Source organism: Pseudoduganella albidiflava, from assembly GCF_004322755.1.
In the GTDB taxonomy this organism is placed as follows: domain Bacteria; phylum Pseudomonadota; class Gammaproteobacteria; order Burkholderiales; family Burkholderiaceae_D; genus Rugamonas; species Rugamonas albidiflava.
The window spans coordinates 464654-483526 of the sequence record NZ_CP036401.1 but is presented as its reverse complement, the minus strand read 5'-3'; the positions used below and the strand labels follow the sequence as shown (position 1 = coordinate 483526).

The 18873-nt window shown below is 66.5% G+C and carries 17 protein-coding genes; 10 read left to right on the top strand and 7 right to left on the bottom strand.

Annotated features, from left to right (window positions below):
- Nucleotides 1-54 precede the first annotated feature (54 nt).
- Together EYF70_RS02070 and EYF70_RS02065 are read left to right on the top strand one after the other, a co-directional pair.
- A complete protein-coding gene (locus EYF70_RS02070; protein WP_130187556.1) occupies nucleotides 55-438 on the top strand; it encodes an SWIB/MDM2 domain-containing protein in 384 nt (127 codons plus the stop codon).
- A 266-nt stretch (nucleotides 439-704) separates the two neighbouring features.
- Complete coding sequence (locus tag EYF70_RS02065) at nucleotides 705-3386, top strand: Calx-beta domain-containing protein (RefSeq protein ID WP_131143910.1); 2682 nt, start codon at nucleotides 705-707, stop codon at nucleotides 3384-3386.
- A 96-nt stretch (nucleotides 3387-3482) separates the two neighbouring features.
- Here EYF70_RS02065 and EYF70_RS02060 read toward each other — a convergent pair whose 3' ends face one another.
- Nucleotides 3483-4118 (bottom strand): lytic transglycosylase domain-containing protein, encoded by a 636-nt coding sequence (locus EYF70_RS02060; protein WP_131143909.1) that lies wholly within the window; start codon nucleotides 4116-4118, stop codon nucleotides 3483-3485.
- Nucleotides 4118-5854 (bottom strand): proline--tRNA ligase, encoded by a 1737-nt coding sequence (locus EYF70_RS02055; RefSeq protein ID WP_131143908.1) that lies wholly within the window; start codon nucleotides 5852-5854, stop codon nucleotides 4118-4120. Before EYF70_RS02055 ends, EYF70_RS02060 begins: the two co-directional genes overlap by 1 nt.
- A 263-nt stretch (nucleotides 5855-6117) precedes the next feature.
- Here EYF70_RS02055 and EYF70_RS02050 point away from each other — a divergent pair, with 263 nt between their 5' ends.
- Both EYF70_RS02050 and EYF70_RS02045 read left to right on the top strand, forming a co-directional pair.
- A complete protein-coding gene (locus EYF70_RS02050; RefSeq protein ID WP_131143907.1) occupies nucleotides 6118-6747 on the top strand; it encodes an RNA pyrophosphohydrolase in 630 nt (209 codons plus the stop codon).
- A 202-nt stretch (nucleotides 6748-6949) separates the two neighbouring features.
- Nucleotides 6950-7381 (top strand): DUF1841 family protein, encoded by a 432-nt coding sequence (locus EYF70_RS02045; protein ID WP_131143906.1) that lies wholly within the window; start codon nucleotides 6950-6952, stop codon nucleotides 7379-7381.
- 290 nt (nucleotides 7382-7671) lie between these two features.
- Here EYF70_RS02045 and EYF70_RS02040 read toward each other — a convergent pair whose 3' ends face one another.
- Both EYF70_RS02040 and EYF70_RS02035 read right to left on the bottom strand, forming a co-directional pair.
- Nucleotides 7672-8016 (bottom strand): c-type cytochrome, encoded by a 345-nt coding sequence (locus tag EYF70_RS02040; RefSeq protein WP_131143905.1) that lies wholly within the window; start codon nucleotides 8014-8016, stop codon nucleotides 7672-7674.
- Nucleotides 8017-8024: 8 nt separating this feature from the next.
- Nucleotides 8025-8354: a c-type cytochrome gene (locus EYF70_RS02035; protein WP_131143904.1), complete on the bottom strand. Its 330-nt coding sequence runs from the start codon at nucleotides 8352-8354 to the stop codon at nucleotides 8025-8027.
- 217 nt (nucleotides 8355-8571) lie between these two features.
- Here EYF70_RS02035 and EYF70_RS02030 point away from each other — a divergent pair, with 217 nt between their 5' ends.
- The 6 genes from EYF70_RS02030 to EYF70_RS02005 all read left to right on the top strand — a co-directional run bounded on the left by EYF70_RS02030 (nucleotide 8572) and on the right by EYF70_RS02005 (nucleotide 14750).
- Entirely contained in the window at nucleotides 8572-9435 is an 864-nt protein-coding gene (locus EYF70_RS02030; protein WP_131143903.1) for an AAA family ATPase, read from the top strand.
- Complete coding sequence (locus tag EYF70_RS02025; protein ID WP_131143902.1) at nucleotides 9432-10034, top strand: GNAT family N-acetyltransferase; 603 nt, start codon at nucleotides 9432-9434, stop codon at nucleotides 10032-10034. The genes EYF70_RS02030 and EYF70_RS02025 overlap by 4 nt, the downstream gene beginning before the upstream one ends.
- Nucleotides 10028-11209: a vWA domain-containing protein gene (locus tag EYF70_RS02020; protein ID WP_131143901.1), complete on the top strand. Its 1182-nt coding sequence runs from the start codon at nucleotides 10028-10030 to the stop codon at nucleotides 11207-11209. The genes EYF70_RS02025 and EYF70_RS02020 overlap by 7 nt, the downstream gene beginning before the upstream one ends.
- 155 nt (nucleotides 11210-11364) lie before the next feature.
- Nucleotides 11365-12708, top strand: a complete 1344-nt coding sequence (locus EYF70_RS02015) for a sensor histidine kinase (RefSeq protein WP_131143900.1) — start codon at nucleotides 11365-11367, stop codon at nucleotides 12706-12708.
- Nucleotides 12708-13460: a LytR/AlgR family response regulator transcription factor gene (locus EYF70_RS02010; RefSeq protein WP_218943748.1), complete on the top strand. Its 753-nt coding sequence runs from the start codon at nucleotides 12708-12710 to the stop codon at nucleotides 13458-13460. The genes EYF70_RS02015 and EYF70_RS02010 overlap by 1 nt, the downstream gene beginning before the upstream one ends.
- A 198-nt stretch (nucleotides 13461-13658) precedes the next feature.
- On the top strand, nucleotides 13659-14750 hold the full coding sequence (locus tag EYF70_RS02005; protein ID WP_165497556.1) for a S41 family peptidase: 1092 nt from the start codon (nucleotides 13659-13661) through the stop codon (nucleotides 14748-14750).
- Between the two features lie 45 nt (nucleotides 14751-14795).
- Here EYF70_RS02005 and kdpE read toward each other — a convergent pair whose 3' ends face one another.
- From kdpE to kdpC, 3 genes are read right to left on the bottom strand one after another with little or no spacing between them, the layout of a single operon-like run.
- Nucleotides 14796-15536 carry a two-component system response regulator KdpE gene (kdpE, locus tag EYF70_RS02000; protein WP_229420666.1) on the bottom strand — a complete coding sequence of 247 codons (741 nt, stop codon included), beginning with the start codon at nucleotides 15534-15536 and terminating at the stop codon, nucleotides 14796-14798.
- Nucleotides 15514-18267 carry a DUF4118 domain-containing protein gene (locus tag EYF70_RS01995; RefSeq protein ID WP_131143897.1) on the bottom strand — a complete coding sequence of 918 codons (2754 nt, stop codon included), beginning with the start codon at nucleotides 18265-18267 and terminating at the stop codon, nucleotides 15514-15516. Before EYF70_RS01995 ends, kdpE begins: the two co-directional genes overlap by 23 nt.
- Before the next feature lie 18 nt (nucleotides 18268-18285).
- Complete coding sequence (gene kdpC, locus EYF70_RS01990; protein WP_131143896.1) at nucleotides 18286-18870, bottom strand: potassium-transporting ATPase subunit KdpC; 585 nt, start codon at nucleotides 18868-18870, stop codon at nucleotides 18286-18288.
- Nucleotides 18871-18873: the final 3 nt, after the last annotated feature.

Genomic DNA, 18873 nt, shown 5'->3' with positions numbered 1-18873 from the left:
AGCCGTGCGATTGTAGTGCGCAAATTTCCCTGTGTTTGTTAAGGAGGCTCGAATATGGCAACAGCCAAGAAATCCACGGCAGCACCTGCCAAGAAAGCCGCGACCAAAGCGGCTCCGGCAAAGAAGGCCGCCGCTCCAGCGAAAGCTGCAGCCAAGCCGGCAGCGAAAAAGGCAGAACCCGCAGCACGCAAGCCCAATGCAGCATTCATGAAAGAGATGACTCCGTCCGCACAGCTGTCTCCGGTAGTAGGCGCCTCCCCGCTGCCACGCACGGAAGTCACGAAGAAAGTCTGGGAATACATCAAGAAGCACAACCTGCAGGACGCTGCCAACCGCCGCATGATCAACGCGGACGACAAGCTGAAAGCTGTCTTCGGCGGCAAGGCCCAGGTTTCCATGTTTGAAATGACGAAGCTGATTTCCGATCACCTGAGCTGACCATGTACCGGCCAGCCCGGTTGTAATCGCCCCGGCGTGAAAACCCCGGGGCATTTTTTTTTGGCGCTGTTCGCTTTAAACAGGCATCGTCGCTGAGCAGGCCTTGTCACCAGGCAGGCGTCGTCGTCAAATTTGGCGCTGTTCGCTTTCAGCGCCGCTTTCCAGGCCGCTCCTGTGCTCCGGCTGATGACAACTTGCATTTAATAAGTTGCCAAAAAGCTTATTTTTATCGATGATGGCATTCCCCACAAGACAAAGGAGATGCCGTGTCCAGCCAAGTTTCCTCCCCCATCGTCGCTGCCCAGCCGCCCCTGCTGTCGGTTGGCGATATCCAGGTCGACCGCTCCACCCATTTCGCCACGTTCACCGTCACGCTGAACCAGGCGGTCGCCCAGCCATTCAGCGTCGACTACGACACCATCAACGGCAGCGCGTATGCCGGCGTGCGCGGCGATTACATGGCCAAGGCCGGCACGCTGCATTTCGCCGCCGGGCAAACCACGCAGGTCGTGTCGATCCCGCTGGCCGCCGCGGACGCGCAGGGCGCGGAATGGTTCGGCCTGCGGCTCGGCGCGCTGCATGGCCCGGGCGCCCGCACGGTGACGGTCGGCGACGCGGTCGGCCAGGCCCTGCTGGGCGGCCAGGAAGCCGCTACCCTGTCGCCCTACCTGCGCATCGCGGACGTGGTGACCGACGAAGGCAAGGGCTACCTGGAGTTCGTGGCAACGCTGAGTGCGCCGAGCGCCGGCGCGGTCAGCTTCAGCTACAAGGCTTATGCGGCGGACAATCCCGGCCAGTTGCTCGCCGAGTCCCGGGTGACGATTCCCGCCGGCGCGACCCAGCATGTGATCCGCCTGCCCATCGCGGACGATACCGGCGTCCGCGATGCCCGCAACATCGTGCTCGAGACTTCCGCCGTGGCGGGCGCCCGCGCCGAACGTTCCGGTGCCACCGGGACGGTGCTCGACAACGACATGATGGCCAACGGCATCGTCAAGTCGCTGCTTTCCGTGGGCACGGTATCGGTCGATGAAACGGCGGGGCTGGTGACTTTCGCGGTCACGCTCGACAAGCCGGTGGAAGCACCCGTCTCGGTGCGCTATGCCACCGGGGACGGCAGCGCCGTTGCCGATCCGCTGGGTGGCGACTACCAGGCCGGGTGGGGTACCGTGCATTTCGCCGCGGGCGAGCAGGTCAAATACGTGACCGTTGCGCTGCGCGACGACGCGCTGGCCGAACAGGCCGAGATGTTCCAGCTGCACCTTGCCACCAATCCCACCGGGCCCGGCGCCGGGTTCGTGGTGGTCAGCACGACACCCGGCGAAGCGTGGATCGGCCGCAGCGACCTGCCGGCGGCCAGCACGCCGGCGCTGACCGCCGGCAGCGTGACGGTGGGCGGCAACGAAGGCTATGCCGAGTTCACGCTGACCCTGTCGGCAGCCGCGCCGGAACGCGTGAGCGCCGGACTGGTATTGCTGGATGCGCAGACGAAGGCGACGGTGCGCTTTGTCGGCAGCGTCGAATTCGAACCGGGCACCACGCTGCAGACGGTGCGCGTGCCGGTCGGCGAGGGCACGCCCTTCGTGGCGGACAAGGCTTACGAACTGGCGCTCGCCACCCCGCACAACCTGTCGACCGCGGCGGGTGCGACGCTGGCCAGCTTCACCGTCACCGAAGGCGACCCTGCCATCAGCAGGGTACCGGCCGCGTCGGTGCGCGACGTCACCGTCGATGAAGCCCATGGCACGGCCACGTTCAGCGTGGTACTGGACCGCCCGGCCACGTCGCCGCTGATGACGTTCTCATGGCATACGGCGGACGGCACCGCGCGCGCCGGCAGCGATTATGTCGCCGCCAGGGGCGTGGTGACATTCGGCGCGGGTGACGTGGTACAGCGCGTCACGGTGCCACTGGTGCAGGACCACGCGGCGGAGGGGACGACGGAAACCTTCCAGCTGGTCATCGAGCTGCCCGACGGCAGTGTCGACGCATGGATCCACGACAACGCCGGAACCGCCTACATCCGCGACAGCGGCGGCACGGCGCAAAGCTACACGATCGCCGCCCGCGCTGCCGTGGCCAGCGAGAATGGCTGGGCGGAGTTCGACGTGACCGGCAGCGCGATGAAGGGCGGGCCGGAGCTGACCTACACGATCAGCGGCATCGATGCGGACCGCGTGGCCGGTGGCCTGGAGGGCACGGTCACGCTGGGAGCGGATGGCAAGGCCCTGTTGCGCGTGCACCTGCTCGACGACCTGTCGGCCAATCCGGATGCGACACTGAAGGTCACGCTCGGTTCCGGCGCAAGCGCCGCGGTGACCGTGGTCGACACGCTGCCACTGAGCGGCACTCCCGGCAACGACCGCTTCACGCTGCCGCTGCATCGCGACGACCGGTTCGATGGCGGCACGGGGTTCGACACCGTGCTGGTGGGCGGCGTGCGCGAACAGTTCGACCTCGCCAGCTTCGAAGGTGGCTGGCACCTGCGCAATGCGGCGACGGGCACCACGATCACGCTGGTGGACGTGGAGCGCATCGAATTCCAGAACGGTGCGGTGGCGCTCGACCTCGATGGCCATGCCGGCCGGGCGTACCGGCTGTACCAGGCGGCGTTCGACCGCCTGCCGGACCAGGAAGGGCTGGGCTTCTGGATCGCGGGCCTGGACAACGGCGCCACGCTCCAGGATGTGGCGGCCCAGTTCGTGGGCTCCGCCGAATTCGCGCAACACTACGGCGCGAACCTGGGCGATGCCGCATTCGTCACGGCGCTGTACGCCAACGTCCTGCACCGCGCGCCGGATTTCAACGGCGAGGCATTCTGGCTGGGTGCGCTGCAAAAAGGCGCGTCGCGCGCCAGCGTGCTGGTGGAATTCAGCGAGTCGGCCGAGCACCGGGCTTCCCTGGTGGCCTCGGCGCAGGATGGCATCGAGTTCCAGGTGTTCGACTGACAAGCAGGCATGACAGGAAGAAGACGCCGGCAATGCCGGCGTAGCAGTACAACCGCCGGCGGTTCCGGCACGACAGGAACCGCCGGCGATACCGGCTCAGCGCCAGTTATTCCAGGCTTTGAGCACCGCGTTCGGGTAGGCCGGCTTGCCGCGGCTGCCGTTGTAGCGCCCCAGCGCCAGGAACAGGTCGCCCCGCTCCATGTCGATGTACATGCGCAGGATCGCGCAGCCATAGCGCAGGTTGGTCTGCATGTTGAACAGCTTGCGGCGGTCGCGGTCGCCGATCACGTTGGTCCAGAACGGCATCACCTGCATGTAGCCGCGCGCGCCCACGATCGACACGGCGTACTTGCGGTACGCCGACTCCACCTGGATCAGCCCCAGCACGAGCGAAGGCTCGAGGCCGGCGCGGCGGGCCTCGTACCACACGGTTTCCAGGAATTCGCGGCGATGCATCTCGTCGGGCAGCTTGCGCGCCAGGCGGCCGGACATGTCGGCCAGCCAGGCATCGTAGCGCGCCTGGTCTGCCGGATTGGTGAACGCGGGCTTGGGTGGACGGGCATCGAGGATCGCGTTGGACAGCGCCAGCCGCACCGAGTCGGCCAGCGATTCCTCTTTCTGGTTGCCGGCAAAGCCGAACGGCGCGCACAGCACGCCGGTGGCGAAGGCCACCGTGTGCCACCAGCGCAAGGGGCGCGCCCACCAGCGGCGCCTTTCCCGGCCCACCTTCATTATTGCTGCACTCGGGCCTTGATGAAGGCCACGATGTCCGCCACCGGCACGTTGGTGGCCTCGGTATCGCGGCGGCCCTGGTATTCCAGGTTGCCATCCTTCAGGCCACGGTCGCCGATCACCACCCGGTGCGGCACGCCGATCAGTTCCCAGTCGGCGAACATGGCGCCCGGGCGCAGGCCGCGGTCGTCGACGATCACGTCGATGCCGGCCGCCAGGGCCGCCGCGTACAGCTTCTCGGTCTCTTCCTTCACCAGTTCGCTGCGGTCGTAACCCATCGGGCACAGCACCAGTTCGAACGGGGCGATCGAGGTCGGCCAGATGATGCCCTTGTCGTCGAAATTCTGCTCGATCGCCGCGCCCAGGATGCGCGTGACGCCGATGCCGTAGCAACCCATCTGCAGCGGTGCCGGCTTGCCGTTTTCATCGAGGTAGGTGGCGTTCATCGCCGCCGAGTACGCGGTACCCAGCTGGAACACGTGGCCCACTTCGATGCCGCGCTCGATCGCCAGCACGCCCTTGCCATCCGGCGAAGGATCGCCCTCGACCACGTTGCGCAGGTCGGCGGTGACGTGCGGCTCGGCCACGTCGCGGCCCCAGTTGGCGCCCGTGAAGTGGAAATCTTCCTCGTTCGCACCGGTGACGAAGTCAGCCATGTTGGCCACGGTGCGGTCGGCCACCACCGTAACCGGGGCCTTGGTACCGATCGGGCCCAGGTAACCCGGCTTGCAGCCGTACACTTCGGCGATTTCCGCTTCGGTGGAGAAGCGGTAGGCGCCCTGCAGGCCCGGCACTTTCGCCGCCTTGATCTCGTTCAGTTCATGGTCGCCGCGCAGCAGCAGCATGAAGTACTGTTTATCCAGTTTGCCGTCAGTCTCGGTTTCCACCGTCAGGGCGATCGTCTTCACCGTCTTCGACAGGTCGATGCCCAGCAGTTTCGCCACGTCCTCGCACTTGGCCGCCTTCGGCGTGGCCGTCTTCACCAGCTCGGCGGAAGGCGCGGCGCGCGTGCCCGACGCTACCGCCTCAGCCGCTTCCATATTGGCCGCGTAGTCGGAGGTGGGGCAATACACCAGCGCATCTTCGCCGGTGCTGGCGATCACGTGGAATTCATGCGAACCGGTACCGCCGATGGCGCCGTTGTCGGCCGCCACGGCACGGAACTTCAGGCCGAAGCGCGTGAAGATCTTCGTGTACGCATCGAACATCACCTGATAGGACTTTTGCATGCCTTCCAGGTCGCGGTCGAACGAGTACGCATCCTTCATCGTGAATTCACGGCCGCGCATCAGGCCGAAGCGGGGACGGCGCTCGTCGCGGAACTTGGTCTGGATGTGGTAAAAATTCAACGGCAGCTGGCGGTACGACTTGATCTCGCCGCGCACCACGTCCGTGATCACTTCCTCGGACGTGGGCTGGATTGCGAACTCGCGGCCATGCCGGTCCTTTACGCGCATCAGTTCCGGCCCCATCTTGTCCCAGCGGCCGGTTTCCTGCCACAGCTCGGCCGGCTGGACCAGCGGCATCAGCAGCTCGATGGCGCCGGCGCGGTTCATCTCCTCGCGCACGATCGCCTCGACCTTGCGGATCACCTTCAGGCCCATCGGCATGTACGTGTAGATGCCCGAGCCCAGCCGCTTGATCATGCCGGCCCGCATCATCAGTTTGTGGCTGACGATTTCGGCGTCGGAAGGCGCCTCTTTGAGTGTGGAAATAAAAAACCGTGACGCACGCATATCTGTGAATTCTTTTCAAAAAGAGAGGGTTATAATCAACCTAATTTTAAAGGATTAGCTGGCTGATGCATCCATCATTTATACAATCTGCGCAACTGCGTGGCCAACCGCGCGTTCAACGGCGCGCCAGGCCGCGGCCTTCAACCGCGGTCGCGCCGGCTGCTTCCCTACCCGGGGGGCGCTGCCGGCACGCGGAATCATGGGCAAAAATGTAAGAAGATAGGTGGGGGCTGCGTCGGCACGCAGAAAGTTTGAGGTGCACTATGCTCGATCGGGAAGGGTTCCGCCCCAACGTCGGCATCATCCTGCTCAACTCGCATAACGAGGTGTGGTGGGGCAAGCGGGTGCGCGAGCACTCATGGCAATTTCCGCAAGGAGGAATCAAGTACGGCGAAACACCCGAGCAGGCAATGTATCGGGAGTTGCAGGAAGAAATCGGCTTGCGCCCGGAACACGTGAAAATCGTGGGCCGCACGCGCGACTGGCTGCGTTACGAGGTACCGGACCATTTCATCAAGCGCGAGATCCGCGGCCATTACCGTGGCCAGAAGCAGATCTGGTTCTTGCTGCGCATGTGTGCGCGCGACAATGAAGTGAACCTGCGCCTGACCGACCACCCTGAATTCGACGCCTGGCGCTGGCACGAATACTGGGTGCCGCTGGACGTGGTCATCGAGTTCAAGCGCGAGGTGTACCAGCGCGCGCTGCAGGAATTATCCAGGTTCCTCACCTGGCCCGCGCACGGCGAACGCCGCCATTCGTCGCGCTACCTGCGCCAGCCGCATGGCCGCGGCCAGCAGGGCCAGCGGCCCCAGCAGCAGACGGTGGCGGCGCCGCCACAGGAGCTGGTCGGTTGCGACGGCGCGGCGCTGGCGACGTCCGGCAAGCGCTGACGTTCGCCGATCCGGCGCCGCCAGATGCACTGGTGTCGGACATCCTGCCTCCGGCAGGGTGTCGGACACCGGTTTTTCCTTGCACGGCTGTCCGGCACGGGATCTCCCCGCCCCGCGTCCGGCGCCGTTTTTGACTGTCTACCGCATGCGCCGGCATTTCTTTGTACAATGTCCGCCCATCCCCGCACGCCTTCCGCCAGCCATGTTCACCCCCTCCTCCCACGACGTCCGCCGCTTCTTCTGCGAAGTGTTCCGCAAGGACCGCGCCCATGAAATCCTGACGCCGCTCGAAGCGATGGCGCTGGACTGGGTGCGGCTGCATCCCGAGTACGATGCGGCGCTCGCCGACGTGGACGCGGCGCTGGCGCGCGATTACTCGGTGGAAGGCGGCGAAGCCAATCCCTTCCTGCACCTGGCGATGCACCTGTCGATTTCCGAGCAGGTCTCGATCGATTCCCCGCGCGGCATCCGCGCCGCCTACGAAGCGTTGTCGAAAAAGCGCGATTCCACGCACGAGGCGCAGCATGAAATCATGGAATGCCTGGGGGAGATGATCTGGAAGTCGCAGCGCAGCGGGCTGCCGCCGGACGGGGATGCGTACATCGACGCCGTGAAGCGCCGCGTGCAGCAGTGAAAGTTGCCTGGAAAATGGGGTCGTCCCTGATGCCGCTTAGATAAGCCCACCCCAAGTGCAAATTCCGGGGTCAGGGTGGAGTACTGGCTGGTAGGCCAGTACCGCTACGCCGGCAAGGAGCGATGCTCCTTGAAACCCCGGCTACGCCCCGGCGGGGTGAGGCAGGGGTTTCGCGAAGCATGCTTCGCGCCTGCGGAACGATGCTGGCATGCAGGCCAGCATTCCTTCCTGACCCCAGCCCTTCGCTTTTGGGGTGAATGCATGCGCTTTCAATGTATCGGCAACAAGAATTACCGCTTGATGACCATCGACCCCGGCAGGCTGTGGAAATACGCCGCCAGGTCTTCGATATCCTTGTTCGACAGGGGCTTCACCAGCCCGCCCATGATCGGGTTGTTGCGGCCGTTCGGGCCGTCGCCGCGCTTGTAGGCGACCAGCGCGTGGGCCAGGTAATCCTTGTGCTGGCCAGCCAGCTTCGGATAGCTCGGGTCGATCGGCGAGTTGTAATCCTTGCCATGGCAGGTGGCGCAGGCGTACTTGTCGGCCAGGGCCTTGCCGTTGTTGATGTTGCCGCCGGCGGCGGACACCGCGGCGGAGGCGATGCAGCAGGCCACGGCGAGCAGGGTTTTCTTCATCGTGGTCCTCATTTCTGCTTGGCGTAATAGGCGGCGATGTCGGCGATGTCCTGGTCGGACAGGCTGACGGCGATGCCCTTCATCGACGGGTGCTTGCGGTCACCTTTCTGGTAAGCCTTGAGCGCCGCTTCGATGTACCTGGCATTCTGGCCGCCGATCTTCGGCACCTGGAACACTTCGGGGAACGTGGCCTTGTAGCCCGGGATGGCGTGGCAGCCGATGCACATTTCGATCTTGGCTGGCGCGGCGGCCGGGTTGCCGACGACGTCCGCGGCGACGGCGACCTGGGTTGCCTGCGTGGCGCCGGCAAGCAGGCATACTGCTATGAGTCTATTCATGGGTGGCTAGTCGAATCCAAAAGAGTAATTGGAGGGGACTCATTCTCGTCGCGGTCTCCGTGTCCCCTTGCTGCTTGCATAAATACTTGCTTTTCGTGCTACCAGCGGCCGATTCTAGCGCAGCTGTTTCCGGTCGTCCACCACGATTCCAGTACGTTCTGGCATGCTCGGAACTACCGTATACTGGCTTTTTTCGTCCGCTACGGAAAGCTTTTCCATGACCGTCCCCCACCAGACCCCACGATTCGACGGCTCCGCCCAGTATGTTGCCACCGCCGACCTGAAACTTGCCGTGAACGCGGCCCTCACGCTGCAGCGCCCGCTGCTCGTGAAAGGCGAGCCGGGCACCGGCAAGACCATGCTGGCCGAGGAAGTCGCCGCCGCGCTGGACCGCCCACTGTTGCAATGGCACGTCAAGTCGACCACCAAGGCGCAGCAGGGGCTGTACGAATACGACGCCGTCTCGCGCCTGCGCGATTCCCAGCTGGGCGACGAACGGGTGCGCGACATCCACAACTACATCGTCAAGGGCGTGCTGTGGCAGGCCTTCACCGCGCCCGAACCGGTGGTGCTGCTGATCGACGAGATCGACAAGGCCGACATCGAATTTCCCAACGACCTGCTGCGCGAACTGGACCGGATGGAATTCTATGTGTACGAGACGCGCGAGATGGTGGTGGCGAAGCACCGCCCGCTGGTCATCATCACATCGAACAACGAGAAGGAGTTGCCGGACGCCTTCCTGCGCCGCTGCTTCTTCCACTACATCGCCTTCCCGGACAAGGATACGATGGAAGCCATCGTCGAGGTGCACTTCCCGCACCTGAAGCAGGAATTGCTGGCGCAGGCGCTGCGGACGTTCTATGAAGTGCGCGATGTCTCCGGCCTGAAGAAGAAGCCGTCCACCTCCGAATTCCTCGACTGGCTGAAACTGCTGCTGGCCGAGGATATCCCGCCCGAGGCGCTGCGCAGCCAGGACAGCAAGGCGATCGTGCCGCCGCTGCACGGCGCGCTGCTGAAGAACGAGCAGGACGTGCACCTGTTCGAGCGCCTGGTGTTCATGGCGAGGACCAACCGGTGATCGACGTCCGCCCCGTCACGCTGGAGTTCAATGGCGTGCGCCTGGAGCCGCTGGAGCAAGGGCACGCCGGCGGCCTGCGCGCGGCCGCCCGCGACGGCGAGCTGTGGAAGCTGCGCATCACCTCCGTGCCGGAACCGGACAACGTGGCGGCGTATATCGCCACCGCGCTCGAGATGCGCCCTGCCCGGCTGGCCTTCGCCGTGCTCGATGCCGCCACCGGCGAAATCCTGGGTACCACCAGCTACCACGACATCGTGCCCGCCATCGACCGGCTCGAGATCGGCTACACGTGGTATGCGAAAAGCCGCCAGCGCAGCCACGTCAACACCAGCTGCAAGCGCATGCTGCTGGCGCATGCCTTCGACACGCTGGGCTGCGCCGTGGTGGGCCTGCGCACCGACAACTTCAACCATGCCTCGCAGGCCGCCATCGAACGGCTCGGCGCGAAGAAGGACGGCGTGCTGCGCCACCATGGGATCCGGCGCGACGGCACCGTGCGCGACACGGTCATGTACAGTATCGTGCGCGGCGAATGGCCGGAAATCCGCGCCCACGTCGACTATCTGCTGCAACGTCCGCAAGCTCCACGCCCATGCTGATCGACTTCTTCTTCACGCTGAAGGACGCGAAAATCCCCGTCACCATCAAGGAATTCCTCACCTTGCTGGAAGCGATGGAGCGCGGCGTCGTCACGCAATCGTTCGACGATTTCTATTACCTCGCGCGCCTGGCGCTGGTGAAGGACGAAGCCCACTACGACCGCTTCGACCGCGCCTTCGCCCAGTATTTCAAGGGCATCGACGGTGCGTTCGACGGCAAGGCGTCGATCCCGCTGGACTGGCTGCTGCAGCGCATGAAGCGCGAACTGACCGACGAGCAGAAGGCCGCGCTGGAAAAATTCGGCTACGACAAGCTGATGGACCGGCTGGCCGAACTGCTGAAGGAGCAGAAGGAACGCCACGAAGGCGGCGGCAAGTGGATCGGCACCGGCGGCACCTCGCCGTTCGGCAATGGCGGCACCAACCCGGAAGGGGTCCGCATCGGTGGGAACGAGTCTGCAAAACCTGGCAACCGTACCGCCGTGAAAGTGTGGGACCAGCGCACCTACAAGGACTACGACGCCGACAAGGAGCTGGGCACCCGCAACATCAAGGTGGCCCTGCGCCGGCTGCGCCGCTTCGCGCGCGATGGCGCCCAGCAGGAACTGGCGCTGGACCAGACCATCCGCGCCACCGCCAACAATGCCGGCTGGCTCGATATCCGCATGCAGCCGGAACGCCGCAACAACGTGAAGGTGCTGATGCTGTTCGACGTGGGCGGCACGATGGACGACCACATCGAGCGCACCGAGGAACTGTTTTCCGCCGCGAAGTCGGAGTTCAAGAACATGGAGTTCTTCTACTTCCACAACTGCGTCTACGACTACCTGTGGAAGAACAACCGGCGCCGCAATGCCGAGCGCTTCCCCACCTGGGACGTGCTGCGCAAGTACCCGCCCGACACCAAGCTGATCTTCGTCGGCGACGCCACCATGAACCCCTATGAAATCCTGCAGGCCGGCGGCTCGGTCGAGTACAACAACGAGGAAGCCGGCGCCGAATGGCTGGCCCGTTTCACGCAAGCCTTCCCGAAGTTCGCCTGGCTGAACCCGGAGCCGGAACAGTACTGGCAGTACCGGCAATCCATCGCGATCATCGGCCAGCTGATGAACGGGCGCATGTTCCCGATCACCCTGGACGGGCTGGAGCGGGCGATGCGGGTGCTGAGCAAGTAGGGTATCGGCCGCCAGGCGCCGGCGGCGATCCGGCTATCGGCATTCATCCCGCCGGCGCCGGGTTCCTCCCCGATTCACGGGCATTCGTCGCATGGGCGAAATCATCCTCTCGCCCGCCGCTAGAATGGCGGGGCAAGTTCAACACGAGGATTCCGATGAGCTCTCCCGCTTACCCGCCGTTCAACGCGCCGCCCGTGCCGAAGATCACGCACGAGCGCCGCCTGGTGCGCCGCTACCTGCTGCAGTCGGCGCTGCGCTTCAACGCTGGTTCGCTGCTGTTCGTGTCGCTGGCGATCGCGCTGCTGCCTCTCGGGATGGATATCGGCACGCCTGCGCCGGGCGAAGCGGGAGTCCGCAAGCTGGATCCGTACATCGTCGGCGGTGTCGTGCTGGCGATCATGGCCTGGCTCGCACTGTTGTCCAGCGGGATCGCCCGCGGCTTTCTTTCCCGGCTGGGCGACCAGGGCACGGCGCTGTCCGCCGAGTCGATCGCATCCACGGTGACGCGCCGCATCGATGCCCCGTTCAATCCCTACACCACCTTCGACCTGTGCACCGAAACCCTGTCGGGACTGGCGCTCGGCACGGCGCTGGGATACGCCGGGCCGCCGGCGTTCTCCCATGACCCGTTCAAGGGCCGGATCGTGCTGGGCCGCTGGCGTCCCCCGGTACTGGGGCGCCATGTCGAGGTGAGGGTCTCGACCGAGCTGGGCCCCAGCTGCCGCATCGAGCTGCGCAGCCGCCCGGGCCTGGCCTGGTTCGCGATCCAGCAGGGCCAGTCGCTGAAGGCCGCCGAGACGGTGTGCGCCCACCTGCGCCAGCACCTCGAACGCCACACGGCCGTGCTGGAAGCGGCGCGGCGCGAACGCGAGCTGGAACGCACCTCGCTGCAGGCGCGCCTGTCGGCCCTGCAGGCCCAGGTCGAGCCGCACTTCCTGTTCAATACCCTGGCCAACCTGAAGTACCTGATCCGCACCGACCAGCAGGCCGCGCAGGAGATGCTCGACCACCTGGTCGGCTACCTGCAGAACGCACTGCCGGACATGCGCTCGGTATCCTCGACGCTGGGCCGTGAAATGGACCTGGCCAGCGACTACCTGGCGGTGATGCGCATCCGCATGGGCGAACGGCTGCGCTTCGAGGTCGCCGTGGACGACGACGTGCGCAGCCTGCCGTTTCCGCCGGCGATGCTGATCTCGCTGGTGGAAAACGCCGTCAAGCACGGCCTGGAGCGGGCCAGCCGGCCGGGCCTGATCACCGTCGGCGCGCAGCGCGAGCACAAGGGGGACGGCGAGCTGCTGTGCGTGTCCGTGGTCGATGACGGCGTCGGCCTCACCGAACAGGCCGGGCAAGGCACGGGCCTGGCGAACATCGCCGAACGCCTGGCGCTGCTGTACGGGCGCGCGGCCAGCCTGTCCGTGGAGCCCGGCGGCGGACCAGGCGAAGCACGGGGTGTGAAGGCCGTGCTGGCGGTGCCTGTGGCAGGAAAGGACGCCTGATGCCGACCGCCCTGCTCGTCGAAGACGAACCGCTGCTGCGGGCGGAACTGGCGGACCAGCTGCGCGGCCTGTGGCCCGAGCTGCAGATCGCCGGCCACGCCGAGAACGGCATCGACGCGGTGGCGCGCATCGATGCCTTGAAACCGGACATCGTGTTCCTGGACATCCAGATGCCCGGCCTGAACGGCCTGGAAGTGGCGCGCCACATTCCCGAATCCTGCCAGGTGGTGTTCGTCACGGCCTACGCGGAACATGCGCTGGCCGCCTTCGATGCCGGCGCATCCGACTATCTGGTCAAGCCATTGACCACCACGCGCCTGCTGCGGACGATCCGCCGCCTGAAGTCGCGCGCGGTCGCAAATCCGCCGCCGGCCGTGTGGGAAAAGCTGTTCGAACGGGATACCGCGCCGGTGTACCTCAAGTGGATCAAGGCGTCGAGCGGCAATACGGTGCGGCTGGTGATGGTGAGCGAAGTGCTGTACTTCCAGTCGGACGAGAAGTACACCCGGGTGGTGACGGAGAAAGGCGATGCGCTGATCCGGCTGCCGCTGAAGACCCTGCTCGAGCAGCTGGACCCGCAGCAGTTCGCGCAGATCCACCGCAGCGCCATCGTCAACCTCCAGGCCGTCGACCGGATCGAACGCAACGAATCCGAAGGGCGCGGCGGCGCCGGCCTGGAGGTGATCCTGAAGGGCCGGGCCGAGCGCCTGGCCGTCAGCGAAGCCTTTACCCGGCAGTTCCGCCAGATGTAGCCGGGCCGGGTAACGCCGGGCCGCCACCCGGCGCAGCGATGTCCAGTCTGCATGCCCGTAAGCTCGCAGCCGTTGGATATCCGGTCATCAAATTTCAGAGTCTGAATGAAGCAGCTGAATGGCCTGTGGACAAGGCCGCCGATCGCGCACGCCCGTTCGATCGGCACGACACATCGTTATCAACCAGGAGGAGAAAAAATGAAGAAGAACTGGATCGTCATACCGTCGTTGCTGGTGCTGTCCGTGGTCGGCGTAGTGGTGGCAGCAGGTGCGACCCAGCCCATGTGGCGGCCGCTCTGGGAACGCGTCAATCCTCCGCCGAAGGTCGTGGTCGACCGCGCGATGCGGACGCAAGCGCTCGATACGCTGGTGGCGAAACTGAACGAGAACTACATCTTCCCCGACAAGGCGAAGCAGATCGAAGCGGTGCTGCGCCAGCGCCAGCAGGAGGGCAAGTACGATGGCATCGCGGAAGGCGAACAGCTGGCAAGACAGCTGACGAAAGATATCCACGGCGTCGTCAAGGACCTGCACATGGAAGTGGTCTTCAGCCCCGGGGTGGTGCCGCCCGACGATGCGCTCGGACCTCCCCCCAGGACGCGTGCCGAGTGGGAGGAGCGCGCCCCCCTTCCCATGCGCCTGTTCGCCAGTTTGTCGGACCTTGGCGTGGAGAAGGTCGATCACCTGGGCCCGAGGGTGGGCTACTTGAAGCTCTCCGCATTCCATCCTCATTTCCTGGTGGACGAAAATTTCGCCTCGGCCATGGATGAACTGGCCGATACCGATGGCCTCATCATCGACCTGCGCGAGAACGGCGGTGGCGCACCGGACTCGGTGGCCTTGCTGGTCAGCTATTTCGTCGACGAGCGGACCCGCCTCAACGATATCTGGGACCGCAAGACCGGCGTCGCCAAACAGTTCTGGACGGTGGACAAGCCTGGCGGCAAGCGCTATGGCGGCAAGAAGCCGGTGGTGATCCTGGCCGGCCCCGGCACGATGTCCGCCGGCGAAGACTTCACCTACACGATGCAGGCACTGAAACGCGCCACGGTGATCGGCGAGCGGACCTGGGGCGGCGCCCACCCGGCGCGACCCTATCGGCTTGGCGACCATTTTTTCGCCGTGATCCCTGACGCGCGCAGCATCAGCCCGATCACCCAGGGCAACTGGGAAGGCGTGGGCGTCATCCCGGATATTCCGGCGGCACCCGACAAGGCGCTGGCGATGGCCGAGGACCTGCTGCGGCGCCGCCTTCAGGGCTCCGCCCCGCTGGCCGCCGCGGGACACTGACGGCACCCTGCCTTCCTGGCGCCGCGTCCCGGCGCCCGGACCGTATCAGCCCGGTGCGAGCAGCAGCCGGTAGCCGACCGCCGTTTCGGTCAGCAGGTGCGCCGGCTGGGCGGGATCGCGCTCCAGCTTCTGGCGCAGGTGGCCCATGTAGATGCGCAGGTAATGGCCGTTGTCGGCATTCGACGGTCCCCATACCTCGCGCAGCAGCTGGGGATTGGTCACCACGCGGCCGGCATTGTTGACCAGTACCGCCAGCAGGCGGTACTCGGTCGGCGTCAGGTGCACCATCTGGCCGCCGCGGGTGATCATGCGTGCCGGCAGGTCCACCTTCACGTCGCCGAACTGCACCACGCCGCCGGCGTCCTGTTCAGGGGCGCGGCGCCGCCGCTGCAGCGCGCGCACGCGGGCCAGCAGCTCGCCGACACCGAACGGCTTGGTCAGGTAATCGTCGGCACCGGCATCGAGCGCGCGGATCTTCTGCTCTTCGGCGACGCGGGCCGACAGCACGATCACCGGCACCGGCGACCATTTGCGCAGGTCGGCGATCAGGTCCACGCCATCGCCGTCGGGCAGGCCCAGGTCGAGGATCACCAGGTCGGGGCGGCGGGTACCGGCGTCGATCAGGCCGCGCTGCATCGTCGCCGCCTCCTGCACGTGCCAGCCTTCTTCCTCCAGCGCCATGCGCACGAAGCGGCGGATCTGCGGTTCATCCTCGACCAGCAGCGCGGTCGGCATCGGCCCGTCCGCCAGCTTGCTGGTCACCTTATTGCTCAACTTGTCGCTCATCCAGTGGTTCCTCCGGCAGCGCGGGCGGGGTACCCAGCGGCAGCGTGAAGACCAGGGCCGCGCCCCCTCCCCCGCCGCGCCGCGCGGAGATCGCGCCGCCGTGTGCCTCGATGATCGCGCGGCAGATCGCCAGCCCCAGCCCCACGCCGGGCTTGGCGGACTCCCGTTCGCCGCGCGTGAATTTTTCAAAGATCGCTTCTTCCTGGCCGGCCGGCAGGCCGGGGCCATCGTCGGCGACGGTGACTTCCAGGCTGCCGCGGAAGACCCGCGCGGACAGCGTGATCGTACTGCCGGCCGGCGTATATTTCGCCGCGTTTTCCAGCAGGTTGCCAAGTACCCGCTCGATCAGTACGGCGTCGTAGCGCACCAGCGGCAGGCCGGCCGGCAAGGCGGTGGCGATGCGGTGTCCGGCCAGCAGCGTGCGGCTGGCGCGCAGCGCACTGCCCACCGTTTCCTCCAGCGCCTGCCATTGCAGGTTCAGGTGCACGGCGCCGCTTTCGATGCGCGCCATGTCCAGCAGGTTCGCCACCAGGGTGCTCATGCGCACGGTTTCTTCCTGCAGCGCGCGCGCCAGGTCCATCTGCGTGATGGACAGGGCCGGCTTCGACATCGCCAGCGACTCGGCCAGCCCCACCAGCGACGTCAGCGGCGTGCGCAGGTCGTGCGACAGCGCCGCCAGCAGCGAGTTGCGCAGCCGCTCCGATTCCATCTGCACCAGCGCTTCCTGCGCCACGTCGATGTAATGCACCCGCTCCAGCGCGATCGCGGCCAGCGCGGCGAACGTGTCGAGATGGCGGCGCTGTTCGGGGATCAGCAGCCAGCGGCGCTCTTCCGGCTGCAGCGCCAGCACGCCACGGGTGCGCATCGGCGCGACCAGCGGCAGGTAGAACCAGGGCGACGCCGGCAGGGTGCCCGTGCCGATGCCGGCCGCCTCGGCATGGTCGAACGCCCACTGGCCGATGGCCGGATCGGGCGAATCCGCACCATCGGCGGCCGCCGGCGCCGCCGCAGCCTCCAGGCGCCCATCGGCATCCGGCAGCAGCAGTGCCACGCGCGCTCGAAAGGCCTGCGCCAGCGTGCGCTGCGTGATCTCGACCACCTGCTCCGCCTGCAACACACCGGTCAGCTCGCGCGCATATTCATAGAGCGCACGCACGCGCTCCTCGCGGTGCGACGCGACCCGGGCCTGGAAGCGCAGGTTGGCCGCCAGGTGGCTCGTGATCAGGCCCACCACCAGCATGACGCCGAACGTGATCAGGTACTGGACATCGCTGACGGCGAACGAGAACGTCGGCTGCACGAACAGGAAATCGAACGCGGCCACGCTGGCGAAGCTGCACAGCACGGCCGGCCCGCGGCCCAGCCGGAACGCCACCACCAGCACGGCGAGCAGGAACAGCATCGCGATGTTGGTGACTTCGAGCGCACCCGCCAGCGGCAGGCCCGCCAGCGCGACGGTACCGCTGGCGGCCAGCGCCAGCACGTAGCGCCCGTAGCCCTCCTGCCCAGAAAAACGGTGACAGTCACCATTTTTTCTGGAACTTCCGTTGCCCGAAAATTGGTGACTGTCACCGTTTTTCGAGAAACTTTGCTCGGCGGAAGCTACTTCGACGATGTCAAGCGCCGGGGCGGCGGCGGCGATGCGCCGCAGGTGCGGGGTGCGCCACGGCCTGGCGGGTGCGGCCCGGCCCAGCACCACCCTGGGGATATTCTGCGCCAGCGCGTAGCGGGCAATGGCCGTGCCGATGTCGTCGCCGGCCAGCACGGCCGTGGTGGCGCCCAGGTCCTGTGCCAGCTTCAGCACCTGCAGGATCTTCTCGCGCCGCGCGGCCGGCAGGCGTTGCAGCGCCGGCGTTTCCACGTACACCGCATGCCAGTCCGTGTTCAGCTGGCTCGCCAGCCGGGCCGCGCTGCGCACCACCTGTTCGCCATCCGCGCCGGTGCCCACGCAGGCCAGCAGCGCCGCGCCCGACTGCCACAGCGGGCGGATGGCCTGTTCCACGCGGTAGGCCTGCACGTCGCCGCCGATGCGGTCGGCGGTGCGGCGCAGCGCCAGTTCGCGCAGCGCGATCAGGTTCCCCTTGCGGAAGAAATTGCGGGCGGCGCGCCCGGCCTGCTCGCCGTGGTAGACCTTGCCCCGCCTCAGCCGGTCGAGCAGTTCATCGGCGGGCAAGTCCACCAGCACGACTTCGGCGGCCCGGTCGAACACGGTGTCGGGCAGGGTTTCCGCCACGCGGATGCCGGTGATGCCGCCCACCACGTCGTTCAGGCTTTCCAGGTGTTGCACGTTCACCGTGGTGAACACGTCGATGCCCGCGTCCAGCAATTCCTCCACATCCTGCCAGCGCTTCGGGTGCCGCGAGCCGGGCGCGTTCGAATGGGCCAGCTCGTCCACCAGAATCAGGCCGGGGCGGCACGCCAGCGCGCCATCGAGATCGAACTCGGGCAGCATCCTGCCGCGCCAGGCCACCTGCTTCGGCGGCAGCACCTCCAGGCCGTCGAGCAGCGCCGCCGTTTCGCCGCGGCCATGGGTTTCAGCGACGCCCACCAGCGGCCGCAAGCCCTCGGCCTGCAGCTTGCGGGCCGCCGACAGCATTGCAAAAGTCTTGCCCACGCCGGCCGAAGCGCCGAAGTAGATGCGCAGCCGGCCGCGCGCCGCGCGCTCTTCGCCGGCCTGCACCCGGGCCAGCAGGGCGTCCGGGTCGGGGCGTTGGCTGTCGATGGGAATCATGCGGCGCAGTGTAGACGATTACGGCGCAGCGGGCGCAAGCCGGTCGAGCGCCATGTTCAGCGCCAGCACATTGACCCTTGGTTCGCCGAGGAAGCCGAACCGCGGCCGCTCGGCGTGCTCCTCGATCAAGGTCGCCACGCTGGCCGGGGCGATGCCGCGCGTGCGCGCCACGCGGCCGGCCTGGTAGCGTGCCGCCGCCAGGCTGATGTCCGGATCCAGGCCGCTGGCGGACGCGGTGACCAGGTCGACCGGCACCGGCGCCGTATTGCCCGGGTCGGCCGCGCGCAATGCCGCGATGCGGCCCTTGACGGCATCGTGCAGTGCCGGGTTCGTGGGGCCCAGGTTCGAGCCCGCCGAAGCGGCGCCGTGGTTCGGCGCCGGGCTGGTGGCCGATGGCCGCCCCCAGAAGTAGCGCGGCGACGTGAATGCCTGGCCGATCAGGCGCGAGCCGACGGCCTGGCCGTCGCGGACGACGACACTGCCGGCGGCCTGGCCCGGCCAGGCCAGCTTGCCGATGCCCGTGACCACGGCGGGATAGACGATCCCGCACAGCAGCGTCAGCGTGGCGAAAATGGTGGCAGCGGGGCGGAGATGGGAAATCATGGC